Origin of the sequence: Arthrobacter sp. IK3, from assembly GCF_051337705.1 — a bacterium.
GTDB lineage: Bacteria > Actinomycetota > Actinomycetes > Actinomycetales > Micrococcaceae > Arthrobacter_B > Arthrobacter_B koreensis.
Window position 1 is genome coordinate 1 of record NZ_JBPPSW010000010.1, and the last position, 13,122, is coordinate 13,122.

At 64.7% G+C, this 13,122-nt stretch carries 14 protein-coding genes; 4 read left to right on the plus strand and 10 right to left on the minus strand.

Going from position 1 to position 13,122, the window contains the following annotated elements:
• Positions 1-166: 166 nt before the first annotated feature.
• The 5 genes from ACSLGO_RS13580 to ACSLGO_RS13600 form a co-directional block, all read right to left on the minus strand.
• Positions 167-370: a cold-shock protein gene (locus ACSLGO_RS13580; protein ID WP_325787975.1), complete on the minus strand. Its 204-nt coding sequence runs from the start codon at positions 368-370 to the stop codon at positions 167-169.
• Positions 371-586: 216 nt separating this feature from the next.
• Entirely contained in the window at positions 587-1,153 is a 567-nt protein-coding gene (locus tag ACSLGO_RS13585; protein WP_091607067.1) for a DUF421 domain-containing protein, read from the minus strand.
• A gap of 94 nt (positions 1,154-1,247) precedes the next feature.
• Positions 1,248-1,718 (minus strand): acyl-CoA thioesterase, encoded by a 471-nt coding sequence (locus ACSLGO_RS13590; RefSeq protein ID WP_226802507.1) that lies wholly within the window; start codon positions 1,716-1,718, stop codon positions 1,248-1,250.
• A gap of 140 nt (positions 1,719-1,858) precedes the next feature.
• Positions 1,859-2,848: an LLM class flavin-dependent oxidoreductase gene (locus ACSLGO_RS13595; RefSeq protein WP_091607073.1), complete on the minus strand. Its 990-nt coding sequence runs from the start codon at positions 2,846-2,848 to the stop codon at positions 1,859-1,861.
• A gap of 67 nt (positions 2,849-2,915) precedes the next feature.
• Entirely contained in the window at positions 2,916-3,422 is a 507-nt protein-coding gene (locus ACSLGO_RS13600) for an SRPBCC family protein (RefSeq protein ID WP_386916956.1), read from the minus strand.
• A 141-nt stretch (positions 3,423-3,563) separates the two neighbouring features.
• On the opposite strand from ACSLGO_RS13600, the gene ACSLGO_RS13605 reads away from it, so the two are divergent.
• A complete protein-coding gene (locus ACSLGO_RS13605; protein WP_386916955.1) occupies positions 3,564-4,292 on the plus strand; it encodes a DUF72 domain-containing protein in 729 nt (242 codons plus the stop codon).
• 76 nt (positions 4,293-4,368) lie between these two features.
• Here the strand turns inward: ACSLGO_RS13605 and ACSLGO_RS13610 are convergent, their stop codons facing one another.
• The 4 genes from ACSLGO_RS13610 to ACSLGO_RS13625 are packed head-to-tail and all read right to left on the minus strand — an operon-like array spanning position 4,369 to position 8,472.
• On the minus strand, positions 4,369-5,166 hold the full coding sequence (locus ACSLGO_RS13610) for an ABC transporter permease (RefSeq protein WP_091607081.1): 798 nt from the start codon (positions 5,164-5,166) through the stop codon (positions 4,369-4,371).
• 10 nt (positions 5,167-5,176) lie between these two features.
• Positions 5,177-6,103, minus strand: coding sequence for an ABC transporter permease (locus ACSLGO_RS13615; RefSeq protein ID WP_091607084.1), 927 nt, complete (start codon positions 6,101-6,103; stop codon positions 5,177-5,179).
• On the minus strand, positions 6,103-7,254 hold the full coding sequence (locus ACSLGO_RS13620) for an ABC transporter ATP-binding protein (RefSeq protein ID WP_263128489.1): 1,152 nt from the start codon (positions 7,252-7,254) through the stop codon (positions 6,103-6,105). The genes ACSLGO_RS13615 and ACSLGO_RS13620 overlap by 1 nt, the downstream gene beginning before the upstream one ends.
• Before the next feature lie 3 nt (positions 7,255-7,257).
• Positions 7,258-8,472 carry an ABC transporter substrate-binding protein gene (locus ACSLGO_RS13625; RefSeq protein WP_152274814.1) on the minus strand — a complete coding sequence of 405 codons (1,215 nt, stop codon included), beginning with the start codon at positions 8,470-8,472 and terminating at the stop codon, positions 7,258-7,260.
• A 247-nt stretch (positions 8,473-8,719) separates the two neighbouring features.
• Between ACSLGO_RS13625 and ACSLGO_RS13630 the strand changes: the two genes are divergently transcribed.
• From ACSLGO_RS13630 to ACSLGO_RS13640, 3 genes are read left to right on the plus strand one after another with little or no spacing between them, the layout of a single operon-like run.
• The gene (locus ACSLGO_RS13630; protein ID WP_091607092.1) at positions 8,720-9,184 is read left to right on the plus strand and encodes an Lrp/AsnC family transcriptional regulator; all 465 of its coding nucleotides are present in this window, start codon (positions 8,720-8,722) and stop codon (positions 9,182-9,184) included.
• Complete coding sequence (locus ACSLGO_RS13635; RefSeq protein WP_091607095.1) at positions 9,181-10,584, plus strand: aspartate aminotransferase family protein; 1,404 nt, start codon at positions 9,181-9,183, stop codon at positions 10,582-10,584. Before ACSLGO_RS13630 ends, ACSLGO_RS13635 begins: the two co-directional genes overlap by 4 nt.
• Positions 10,584-11,969 carry an NAD(P)/FAD-dependent oxidoreductase gene (locus ACSLGO_RS13640; RefSeq protein WP_436401291.1) on the plus strand — a complete coding sequence of 462 codons (1,386 nt, stop codon included), beginning with the start codon at positions 10,584-10,586 and terminating at the stop codon, positions 11,967-11,969. The genes ACSLGO_RS13635 and ACSLGO_RS13640 overlap by 1 nt, the downstream gene beginning before the upstream one ends.
• 827 nt (positions 11,970-12,796) lie before the next feature.
• Here ACSLGO_RS13640 and ACSLGO_RS13645 read toward each other — a convergent pair.
• On the minus strand, positions 12,797-13,114 hold the full coding sequence (locus ACSLGO_RS13645; protein WP_091607101.1) for a cupin domain-containing protein: 318 nt from the start codon (positions 13,112-13,114) through the stop codon (positions 12,797-12,799).
• Positions 13,115-13,122: the final 8 nt, after the last annotated feature.

Genomic DNA, 13,122 nt, shown 5'->3' on the forward strand with positions numbered 1-13,122 from the left:
CTCCGGTAAAACCCACCGAGCGGCCTGTTACGCCTCGTCTGAGCGCTCAGACGAGCCGTAACTGGCCTCTCGATGGTGGAGGGGTTAAACAAGAAGAGCAGGACGGTTGCCCGTCCTGCTCTTCTTGTAGATGCCTGCCTCAGCGGCGGCGTCTAGGCTTCTGAAATTAGAGGCCCTGAATGTTCGTAGCCTGCGGACCCTTGGGGCCCTGCTCGGTGTCGAAGGAGACCTTCTGGTTCTCTTCGAGCGACTTGTAGCCGGTGGAGTTGATCGCGGAGTAGTGAGCGAAAACGTCGGCGCTGCCGTCGTCCGGCTCAATGAAGCCGAAGCCCTTTTCGGAGTTGAACCACTTCACGGTACCTGTAGCCATTTTAATATTCCTTCTGGATTGAAACACTTCCCGACTTTCGGGAGGTTTCAGTCGCGGTGTTCCTTTACCGCTTTTACAGAAAAGCGGCTAGCCCGATTGGGTTTCGCCGCTTGAAATACAAAATGCGCAACACAACAACTGGAAAAGACTCTACACGGGGTCGCCCCGAACTCCTAATCGCGTCCCCGTGCAGAACCGGCCACCATGAATCCCGGGCTAGGAACCGTCCTCCGGCAGCAGCAGCTCACGGGGGATCCGGTCTTTGTCAGCAACACGCCGCAGCAGCTCCCGTTCCACCGGCACTCCCCTGCGCAGCACGCTCACGTCCCCGGTGGGTTCAAGCAGCACTAGCGAGACCTCGGAAAAGTTGTGGATCCCGGCCTGGCGCAGTTTGAAGTAGAGCTCGTCATTCTGGATGCGGGCTCTCCTGAGGTTGTCCGCCAGGATTTCGCGGCCGGCCATCAGCAGTACCGGCCTGCTGCTCAGATAGACACCCCGTTTGGTGCGGCGGAGGTACTCTTCCAGCCGCATCATGGTGAACAGGGTCAGGAGTCCGATGATCCCGGCGGCCAGGGTGGGCGTATAGCCAAGGATGACCCGGCCTACGACGCCGCCGAGAGCAATGACGATCGCCTTGTCCAAGGTGGACCAGCTGGCCAGCGATCTCTGGCCGAAACTCCTGATCAGCAGGAAGAACACGGCATAGATGCCAATGGCCGAGACCACCACCCAGAGGGCTTCGACGGGGGTTATGCCAAGGCTGTACCACGGATCGTTGGACACGGCAGGGCCTCCTCCAGCAGTGAACGGTTCCCCGGTTCCTCAGGCAGGCAGCTGTCTTTTGATGGTAGACCGCCGGGGCTGCTCCCGGGACCCGTCAGGCGAAGACGGAGGGGCCCGTGTACCGTCCCAGCAGCTCCCGCTGCGCCGCAGAGACCCGCTGCAGCGCTCCGGAGGTGCCATCCACGAAGGCCAGAGTGGTTTCAGCCTTGACGCACGGCTTGTTCGTCACCGGGTCCAACACCAGGTACGAAATTGCCAGGCTGGCTCCCTTTACGGAGCTGAACCAGATGTCGACGTCGGCCGGTACGTTCCGGTATTCAAGCGGGGCAAGGTACTTGACCCTGTGCTCGGAGACGAGGGACTGCGTGTTGGGCGGAACTGTGTTGAAAAGCGGAACCGGAGGCTCCGTCCCGGGAGCGCCGGTCCCTCCGGGCGGGCCGAAAGCCAGGATCCTGGCTTCCTCGAGCATCCGGATGACTTCAACGTTGTTGATATGGCCGTAGGCGTCCATGTCGGACCAGCGCATGGGCACTCGTACCCGGATGACGTGGGCGGATGTTTCCATGCCTCGATTCTGGCACAGCGCGCACCCCGGCAGCCGCCGTCGCACTTTCCGTCGGGAACCGCTGCCTCCATAACGAGATGGCAGAAACTGCCCATTTGAAGCTTCAAACGGGCAGTTTCTGCCATCTCGATGAAGGTGAGTTAGGCGGGGATGAGCTCCGCCGCTTCCGCCAGCAGGGTGAACGAACGCAGGCGCTGCTCCAGGGTCTGCGCGTGCGTGGCCACGATGAGCTCGTCAGCGGAGGCATGCTCGGCGAACCAGTCCAGGTAGGAGCGGACCTCGGACGGGGTGCCGACGCCGGAGTAGTGGCCCATCATCTTGATGTGCTGGCCGGCCGGGGATTCAAGCACCAGGTCAGCTTCCTCATCCGTGTACGTGCGGTCCTTACCGAGCAGCTGGGTGACCCGGCGCCGCTGGGACTGCTTGAAGATCTCTTCCGCTTCTTCCGTGGTGGGCGCGGCGAGGGCGTTGACGCCAGCAATCACGTACGGCTCGGCAAGCTGTTCAGAGGGCTGGAACTCCCTCCGGTACAGCGCGACGGCGTCCTGCAGTGCCTGCGGAGCGAAGTGGGAGGCGAAGGAGTACGGCAGACCCAGCGCGGCGGCGAGGCGCGCGCCGAACAACGAGGAGCCGAGGATGTACAGCGGCACGTTGGTGCCCTTGCCCGGGATGGCATCGATGCCGGGAATCAGGCTGTTTCCGGTGAGGTAGCCCTGCAGCTCCTGGACGTCACGGGGGAAACTGTCCGCGGACATGGGATCCCGGCGGAGGGCGCGCATGGTTTTTTGGTCGCTGCCCGGGGCGCGGCCGAGGCCCAGATCGATCCGTCCCGGATAGAGCGACTCGAGGGTACCAAACTGCTCTGCGATGGTCAGCGGCGCATGGTTGGGCAGCATGATGCCGCCGGCGCCGAGCCGGATGGTGGAGGTATTGGCACCAATGAAGGAGATCAGCACGCTCGTTGCCGAGGAAGCAATGGTGGGCATGTTGTGGTGCTCGGCGTACCAGACGCGGCGATAGCCAAGCTTTTCGGCATGCCGGGCCAGGGCAAGGCTGTCCTGGAAGGATTCGGCTGCAGTCCCGCCCTCTTCAATGGAGGCGAAGTCGAGGATTGAAAGCGGGTACGTCATGGGACAGCTGGCCTTTCGTTGCACTTGATGGGCTTAGCAGTACAACCGAAGGACCCCCGCGGTTATTTCAGGACCGTCGGGCCAGGAACGCGGCCAGCCGGGAAAAGGATGAATTCCAGCCGGTTTCATGGCTGTCCCTCTCCTTCGCGGAGGGGAACGGCCCCTGCGCGAAAGACATCTGCGTGCCGCCGTCGTGCGGTTCCAGGTCGACGGTCATCAGCGTGGTGCTGCTGGCCGGAGAGCCGTCCGGCTGTTCCCACCGCTGGGTCATGGACAGGTGTTCGGGCGGATCAAGCCGTTCAAAAATGCCGCCCCACCACAACTCATCCCCGGTGATGGTATTCACCATGCAGGCCCGGTAGGTCCCGCCCTCCCTGTTCTCCATGTGCACGCGGTCGGCGGGGACAATAAATCCTTCCGGTCCCCACCAGTCCGTGACGTGGGTGAGGTCTGTCCAAGCGCCGTACACGGCGTCCGGCTGTGCCCGAAGATCGCGGACCATCTGCAGGTAGACCCCCCGTCTGGCGGGTCTTTCCGGCTGTTCCGGGTACTCCGGTTGTTTCGGCGAATTCATGGCGGATCCTTTCCCGGGCAGCGCGGTCCGTCTGGGGCTCCTCTTCCAGTCTGCCGTTCAGGCACTGCCGTGGGTACGCCGCCGGGAAGTTTTGGCCGGGTGTGGGAGTACCTTGGTTGCACCGGACAGGAGGGATCACCGATGGGGCAGGTGCAGATTGGAACCTCCGGCTGGACGTACGGGGACTGGCGCGGGGTGCTGTATCCCAGGGGCGTGCCGGCCGCCAAGTGGCTGGAGTACTACGCCGGGCAGTTCAGCACCGTGGAATTCAACGGCAGTTTCTACCGGTGGCCGCGTGAGGGAGCCTTTGCTCGCTACCGGGACCGGCTGCCCGAGGGATTCGAGTTTTCAGTCAAGGCACCGCGGGGGCTGACGCACGCCCGCAAACTGCGGGACCCGGAGGTCTGGATTGGCCGGATACACCGCTGCTGGGAGCAGCTGGGTTCCCAGGCCGGTGTGCTGCTGTTCCAGCTGCCGCCTGATTTTGAACGCGACGACGCCCGGTTGGACTCGGTTCTGACCGCCCTGCCGGAATCGATCCGAGTGTCCGTCGAGTTCCGGCATCCCAGCTGGAACAGCCCCGAGGTGTATGCGCTGCTGGCCCGGCACAACGCGGCATACTGCGTGATGAGCGGCGCACAGCTGCCGTGCATCCTCGAAGCCACCGCGGATTTTGTCTACGTGCGCCTGCACGGCCCGGACCAGCACACGCTCTATGCAGGTTCCTATCCGGAGCAGGACCTCCAGTGGTGGGCGGAGCGGATCCGTGACTGGCAGGCAGGCGGCCGGGATGTCTATGCCTACTTCAATAACGACGGCGGTGGCGCCGCGGTTGATAACGCGCGGCGCCTTCGGGAGCTGCTGGCCTAAGGGGCCGGCCGGCACGAACGAAAAGGCGCCGCGGTCTGTCCGCGGCGCCTTTCCAATGCTCCGTACGTACCGGACGCTAGCGGGCCGCCAGCATCTTGGCCCGGCGGTGTGCCAGGACCTGTCCGCCGATCACTACGAGCAGCGAAATAATGAACATAGCCGAGCCAATCACGTTGGCCTGCGCAGGGATGCCCCTGGTCGCGGCCACGTAAATGAACTTCGGGAACGTGTCCAGGTTTCCTGAGTTGAAGTTGGTGATGATGAAGTCATCGAAGCTCATTGCGAAGGCAAGCAGCGCGGCCGCCACGATGCCCGGCAGCAGCAGCGGGAAGGTAACCCGCCAGAACGCCTGGATCGGAGAGGCGTAGAGATCCCCGGCGGCTTCCTCCAGCTTCGGGTCGAGGCTCGCTACGCGGGCCTTGACTGTTACCACCACGAAGGAGATGCAGAAGATGGAGTGGGCGATGATTACGGTACCCATGCCGAGCTCAGCGCCGATGTTCAGGAACTGCGCCAGCAGCGAGGCTCCCAGCACCACCTCGGGAGTGGCCAGCGGCAGGAAGATCAGCATGTTCGCCGTCGCATTGAACTTGAAGCGGTAGCGGACAAGCCCGACGGCGATCGCCGTGCCCAGCGCCGTCGAAATCAGCGTTGCCGCCAGCCCCACCTGCAGGCTGTTGCCCAGAGCTTCGCAGACCCCGGGCGCACCGCAGGGGTTCTTCCAGTTGTCCAGCGTGAAGCCGCGCCAGGAAAGGTTGGTGCGTCCGGCGTCGTTAAAGGAGAAGGCGAAAACGTAAACGATCGGAACCAGGAGGAACAGGAAGGCCAGTCCCCCGAACACCGGCACGAGCCAGCGGCCTAGTTTTTGTTTCATGTTTGGTTCCTTACATCAGTTCTTTGGTGCCGAAGCGCCGGACGTACAGGATCACCAGGAACAGGATCGCCAGCATCAGCAGGAAGGAAAGCGCCGAAGCGCCCGGGTAGTCGACCACCCGGAAGAACCGGGAGTCGATGACCTGGCCGATCATGGTGGTGTTCTGGTTGTTGCCCAGCAGGGCCGCGTTCACGTAGTCGCCCGTGGCGGGGATGAACGTCAGCAGGGTCCCGGCCATGACGCCCGGAAGCGAAAGCGGGAACGTGATCTTGCGGAAGGTGGTGAAACCGTTCGCGTACAGGTCCCCGCCGGCCTCGATCAGCCGGGTGTCCAGACGTTCAAGGTTGGCGTAAATAGGCAGTGTCATGAACGGCAGGAAGTTGTACGTCAGGCCGCAGATCACGGCGAAGGCCGTGGCAGTAAGCCGGCCGTCCTCCGGCAGCAGGGACACCGCCCGCAGCACTGAGACCACCGGGCCCTCGTCCGCCAGGATCTGCTTCCAGGCCTGGGTACGCAGGATGAAGCTGGTAAAGAACGGGGCGATGATCAGAACCAAGAGGATGCCCTTGAGCAGCTTCCGGTCCCGCAGCCGCACCGCAACCAGGTAGGCCATGGGATAACCGATGGCCAGCGCGGCAACCGTGGCGATCAGCGCGAAACCGAAGGAACGGAGCACCGCAGGCCAGTAGTTCTGCAGCACCACCACGTAGTTGTTGAACTCAAGGGCCGGAACGAACTGCCCGACGTCGGCGCCTTCAGGCTTGATGTACAGCGAGGTCGCCAGCAGCGAGAGCACCGGCATGGCAAAGAAGAGCAGCAGGAAGATAAACCCGGGCAGGATCAGCAGGTAGCCAATCCGTCCGCGGCGCTTGCTGGCTTCCTCCTCCGCAGCACTGGGCCCGGTACCGGCGGCCTTGCCTGCAGTGAGGAGCGCCATTAGAGGCCGTCCTCTCCGGCGCCGGCCTCCCGGTCCTCGCTGCCGCTGAGGCCAAAGGCGTGTTCGGGGTCCCAGGCCAGGCGCACCCGGTCCCCGTCATTGAACAGGGCCCCGCCATGGTTCTGGGCGAAGACACCGACGGTGCCGATTCCCTCGGCGTCGACAAGGTACTCGGTGCTGGCACCCGTAAAGGAGGCATCGAGCACCACTCCGCGGATCGAGCCGGGTGCGGCGGCAGCGGTGTCTGCTTCCATCCGCAGTTTCTCGGGGCGGATGCCCACCAGGATCTTCCCGGCGTGGTCCGTGGCCCGCTCCTTGAGCAGGGTCAGGGAATTACCGGCGACGTCGATCTGGAGGTACTCCCCCGTGTTCCCGGTGACCGTGGCAGGCATGAGGTTGGACTTGCCCAGGAAGTTCGCGACAAAAGCTGTTCGCGGAAGTTCGTACAGTTCCTGCGGCGGGCCCATCTGCTCAACCTGGCCGTGGTTCATCACGGCCACGGTGTCCGCCATGGTCATGGCCTCTTCCTGGTCGTGGGTGACGTGGACGAAGGTCAGGCCGACTTCGGTCTGGATCTTCTTCAACTCAACCTGCATCTGGCGGCGAAGTTTCATGTCCAGCGCGCCGAGCGGCTCGTCAAGGAGCAGCACGGCGGGCCGGTTGACGACGGCGCGGGCCAGGGCCACGCGCTGCTGCTGCCCACCGGACAGCTGCGCCGGACGGCGCGAGCCAAGATGTGCCAGTTCCACCAGTTCAAGTGCAGCCTTGGCCTGGGCTTCGGCGTCGCGGATCTTGCGGCGCTTGAGCCCGAAGGCAACGTTGTCCAGCACGCTCATGTGCGGGAACAGTGCGTAGTTCTGGAACACGGTGTTGACCGGACGCTGGTACGGGCTGGTACCGGTGATGTCCTTGCCGCCGATGGAAATGGTTCCGGCCGTGGGCTGTTCCAGGCCGGCAATCATCCGCAGGGTGGTGGTCTTGCCGCAGCCGGAAGGTCCCAGCAGGGCGAAGAAGGAGCCGGACGGAATAACCAGGTCCAGGTTATCCACGGCGGTGAATTCGGTGAAGCGCTTGGTGACTCCGGAGAGGACCAGGTCTGCGCCTGTCCCGGTGGCTGCGCCGGGCTCCCGGGAAAGTTCGGTGGTGCTCATCTATCAGTTTCCGATCGCGGTCTGGAAGCGGTCGCTGAAGTCGGTCTCTTCGTCCGGCGTGAGGGTCCGCACCACGTGGGTGTTGGCGAGGAATTCATCGGTCGGGAAGATCAGCGGGTTCTCGACGAGTTCGGGATCGATGGCTTCCATCGCTTCCCGCGCCCCTTCAACGGGGCAGACGTAGTTCACGTAGGCGGCGACCGTGGCTGCATTCACGGGGTCGTAGTAGTAGTCCATGAGCTTCTCGGCGTTGGTCTTGTGGGTGGCGCCGATGGGTACCAGCAGGTTGTCGGACCAGAGGGTGCCGCCGGCGTCCGGGATGGCGAACTCCCACTTGTCCCCTTCCTCGAAGTTCAGCTGGGTGATGTCGCCGGACCAGCCGATGACGGCCAGGGCGTCGCCGGAGATGAGGTCCTCCTTGTAGGAGTTGCCCTTGACCTGGCGGATCTGTCCGTCGGCAATCTGCTTGGACAGGATGTCCAAGGCGTTTTCGAACTCGTCCTCGCCCCACTCGCCGGTGATGTCCACACCCTGGTCAAGCATGAGCAGGCCCATGGTGTCCCGCATTTCGTCCAGCACTTCCACGCGTCCCTTGAGTTCGGGCTGCCAGAGATCGGAAACGGTCTTGAGCCCCTGCGGGAACGCTTCCTTGTTCCAGGCGATTCCGGCGAAACCGGTCTGCCAGGTGAGGGAGTGCTTGCGCCCCGGGTCGAAGTCCACATTCTGGAGGGACTGGAGCAGGTTCTTGGAATTGGGAATATTGGCCAGGTCCAGTTCCTGGGTGTAGCCCAGGCGGATCAGGCGTGCCGCCATCCAGTCGGTCAGCGTGACGATGTCCTGTCCAATGTCCTGGCCGGAGGAAAGCTGGCCCTGGACCTTGCCGAAGTACGTGTCGTTGCCGTCCACATCCTCCGAGTAATTTGCCGTGATTCCGGTGGCTTCGGAGAACGCCTCCAGTGAGGGGTAGGTGCGGGTTGAGTCGTCGTAGTCCAGGTAAAGGGTCCAGTTGGCCCAGTTGACGATCTTGTCCGTGTCCGACACGTCGGTTGCGGGGCTGGGCTTGGAGGAAGCGCTGCCGCCGGTTCCGCCGCCAGTGCCGCAGGCTGCCAGCATGCCGGCCAGGGAAAGGCCTCCGGCTCCCATGAGCAGCTTCCGCCGGGAGAGCTGGGCGTTGACGATACTCCGTAGCATCGGATCGTTCACGGGGCGCTTCGACATAGGAACTCCTTGCTGGCACTACTGCACTGCGGACGGGTGTTGATGATTGATAGTGCCAGACCGAATTCCGTCGCGACAAGGTTTTCGTTGTAAAAGTTTTGTTACACGACGGTTTCCAAATCAATATGAGCAAAGTCAGTACGCTTTCGGTTCTCAAAAGCCTTGATTTCGCATGAAATAAAAGATTCAATTGCTACCACTCACGCAGTCTCAGCAATCGAATCCGCACCTGGAGGTGGCGCTAACCATGGATTCCGCGCCCGGAAACCACTCCGTCGACGACATCTCCAAGGCGATCATCGAACAGCTGCAGGAGGACGGACGCCGCTCCTACGCTGCGATCGGAAAGGCCGTTGGCCTCTCCGAAGCGGCTGTCCGGCAGCGCGTCCAGAAACTGACAGACAGCGGAATCGTCCAAATAGTCGCCGTAACCGATCCCCTGCAGCTGGGCTTCCCCCGGCAGGCAATGCTGGGGATCCGGGTCAACGACGACGTCCTGGCCGTGGCCGACCGTATCTCGGCAATTGACCAGGTGGACTATTGCGTCGTCACGGCCGGCTCGTTCGATCTGCTGGCCGAAGTGGTGTGCGAAAACGACCAGGACCTGATGCTCCTGGTCAACCGGTTCCGCAGCATTCCCGGAGTTTCGTCCACCGAAACCTTTATGTACCTCTCCCTGCGCAAGCAGGCCTACAACTGGGGCACCAGATGACCGAAACAACTGTCCAGCCTTCCTCAACCACCCCCCGCGGAACGGACCGCCAGCAGGCGGCACGCGACCACCTGTGGATGCACATGGCCCGCCACTCGGGACCGGTTGCCGGTGGAAATGTTCCGATTATTACGCGCGGCCAGGGCCACCACATCTACGACGACCGCGGCCACGAACTCATTGACGGCCTGGCCGGGCTCTTCACGGTGCAGGTTGGCCACGGCCGCGAAGAACTGGCCGAGGCCGCTGCCCGCCAGATGCGCGAACTGAGCTTCATGCCGCTGTGGTCCTACGCCCATCCGCCCGCCATCGACCTGGCCGAGCGCCTCGCCGCCGGAGCGCCGGGCGACCTGAACCGGGTGTTCTTCACTTCCGGCGGCGGTGACTCCGTCGAGTCGGCATGGAAGCTGGCGAAGCAGTACTTCAAGCTCACCGGCAGGCCCACCAAGCACAAGGTGATCTCCCGTGCCGTTGCCTACCACGGCACACCGCAGGGCGCCCTGTCCATCACCGGCATCCCGGACATGAAGTCCGCCTTCGAACCGCTCGTTCCCGGCGCCTTCCGCGTACCGAATACCAACCAGTACCGTGCGCCTGAGGGGCTGGAAGATCCGGAGGCCTTCGGCCGCTGGGCCGCAGACCGGATCGGCGAAGCGATCGAATTCGAAGGTCCGGACACGGTGGCGGCCGTATTCCTGGAACCGGTGCAGAACTCCGGCGGCTGCTTCCCGCCGCCTCCCGGCTACTTCAAGCGGGTGCGTGAAATCTGTGACCAGTACGACGTCCTGCTTGTTTCGGACGAAACCATCTGCGCCTTTGGCCGGGTCGGTTCGATGTTCGCCTCCACCGACTTCGACTACGTTCCGGACATCATCACCTGCGCCAAGGGCATCACCAGCGGCTACGCTCCCCTGGGCGCGATGATCGCCTCGGACCGCCTGTTCGAACCGTTCGCCAAGGGCGACACCACGTTCTACCACGGCTACACCTTCGGCGGGCACCCTGTCTCCGCCGCCGTCGCCATGGCCAACCTGGACATTTTCGATGCCGAGGACCTCAACAACCGGGTGAAGACCAACGCCCCGGCCTTCCGCGCCACGCTGGAGAAGCTGAAGGACCTGCCGATCGTGGGCGATGTCCGCGGCGAGGGTTACTTCTACGGAATCGAGCTGGTGAAGGACAAGGCCACCAAGGAGACCTTCTCCGCGGACGAGTCTGAGCGCCTGCTGCGCGGCTACGTTTCAACCGCACTGTACGACGCCGGCCTGTACTGCCGTGCCGACGACCGCGGCGACCCCGTCATCCAGCTCGCACCGCCGCTGACGATCGGCCAGCCCGAGTTCGACCAGATCGAGTCGATCCTCCGGTCCGTCCTCACGGAAGGACTCAACCACCTCTGATGAGCATCTCCACAGCCCCGGTAAACGGCAGCGTCTCCTTCTGGTACGCGGAATCCGGCCTTCCGGATCCGCGTCCCGGCCTGGACGGAAACCGCGAGGCGGACGTCGCCGTCGTCGGCGCCGGTTACACGGGGCTGTGGACTGCCTATTACCTGAAGAAGGCCTGCCCGGACCTGTCCGTTGTAGTGCTCGAATCCCGGTTCGCCGGGTTCGGCGCCTCCGGACGCAACGGCGGCTGGCTGACCAACTCGATCACCGGGGGCCGCAGCCAGTACGTGAAGTCCCACGGCCGCGCCGTTGTGGGACGGTTCCAGGAACTGCTCAACGAAACCGTGGACGAGGTCATTGCGGTTGCCGGTGCCGAGGGCATCGACGCCGCAGTGGCCAGGGGCGGAGAACTCAACGTTGCCCGCAATGAGGCGCAGCTGGGCCGGCTGCTGGCCTGGGCCGAGGACGAAGCTGCCTGGCCTGAGGCTGGAACCCGCCTGCTCGACGCCGCTGAAACGGCCGAGCGAATCCAGGTTGCCGGTGCGCTGGGCAGCGTCCACCACCCCCACTGTGCCCGCATCCACCCGGCGCGGCTGGTGCGCGGGCTGGCCGCCGCCGTCGAGCGCCTTGGCGTTCCCATTTACGAGGGCACTACCGTCACGGACATCCGGCCCGGCCGCGCCGTGACGGACCGCGGCACCGTAAGCGCGAAGTACGTCCTGCGCGCCACCGAGGGCTTCACCGCGAACCTGCGCGGCCATTCCCGCGAATGGCTGCCCATGAACTCCTCCATGATCGCCACGGAACCGCTCCCGGAATCCGTCTGGCAGCAGATCGGCTGGCATGGCCGGGAGACGGTCGCGGACATGGCCCACGCCTATATGTATGCGCAGCGCACCGCCGACGGACGCATTGCGCTGGGCGGACGCGGAGTGCCGTACCGGTTCGGCTCCCGCACGGATACCGACGGCGCCACGCAGCCGGAGACGATCGCCAGCCTTACGGCGTTGCTGCAGGACATGTTCCCGGCCGCTGCGGAAGCGCGGATCGAGCATGCCTGGGCCGGCGTCCTGGGGGTTCCGCGGGACTGGAAGGCCACCGTTGGCCTGGATCCGAAGACCGGACTGGGCTGGGCAGGCGGCTACGTGGGAACCGGGGTAACCGCCACCAACCTTGCCGCCCGTACCCTGCGCGACCTCATTCTGGACCCCGGCAGCGAACTCACCCGGATGCCTTGGGTGAACCGGAAGGTCCGGAGGTGGGAACCAGAGCCGCTGCGCTGGATTGCCGTCAAAGCCATGTATGCGGCGTACTACGCCGCCGACCGCGCCGAACGCAATGGCCGGAGCACGACGTCGCCCATCGCCAAGGCCGCGAACCTCGTGTCCGGGCGGTAGCTGGGCGGAGCTGGCGGGCGGCTGCCTGGGGCTGGGCTGGCGGGCGTGAGGCCGGCGGGGCTGGGTTGGCGGGCTGGTGGCCGGCTGGCGGGGCTGGGCTGGCGGGGCTGAGGCCGGCTGGGTTCCCACGCCCTGTGACATTTGCGCACGCCTGAGGTCCCATCCGTCACAGCCACAACAACGGCGGGGAAACCGCGCGTCCGGGCTGTCGCCGGGAGGGGGCCGCCGGCGGGATTCCCACGCGCTGTGACACTTGCGCACTCCTGGGGTCCCAGCCGTCACAGCGGCAACGACGGCTGGGAAACCGTGCGCCCGGGCCGACGCCGGGAGAGGGCCGCCGGCTGGATTCCCACGCACCGTGACACTTGCACACTCCTGGGGTCCCAACCGTCACAGCCGCAACGACGGCTGGGAAATCGTGCGCCCGGGCCGTCGCCGGGAGGGGGCCACCAGCGGGATTCCCACGCGCTGTGACACCTGTGCACTCCTGGGGTCCCATCCGTCACAGCCACAACAACGGCGGGGAAACCGTGCGCCCGGGACGCCGCCGGCAGGGGCCGCCGGGCCGGGCCGCCGGGCCGGGCCGCCGGCGGGATTCCCACGCACTGTGACACCTGTGCACTCCTGAGGTCCCAACCGTCACAGCCACAACAACGGCGGGGAAACCGTGCGCCCGGGACGCCGCCGGCAGGGGCCGCCGGGCCGGGCCGCCGGCTGGATTCCCAAGCACAGTAACACCTGTGCACTCCTGAGGTCCCAACCGTCACAGCCGCAACAACGGCTGGGAAACCGGGCCACCCGAAACCACAGCAGGCCCGGACGGAAGGCTACGAGTTCTGGGTGGTCTTGAGCTCGATCTCCACGAACGCGAACTCGGTGTCCGTCTTGTTGATGACGTTGTGCTCACTGCCGGCTTCCCGTGCGTAGGACTCCCCCACCACCAGGTCCAGGGTGGCCTGGCCGCCGTCGGCCGTCTCATAGCTCATGTGCCCGGCCGCGGTGGGAACCACCACGTAGTCCAGCTCGTGCCGGTGCCAGCCGGTCTGGGTGCCGGGAGGGAAACGCCATTCCGTGACCCGGACCCGGTCATTGTCGATCTGTACGGCTGCAACGGCCTGCCCGTAGTCAAGCGATGATGAGTTCATGGGTTGAA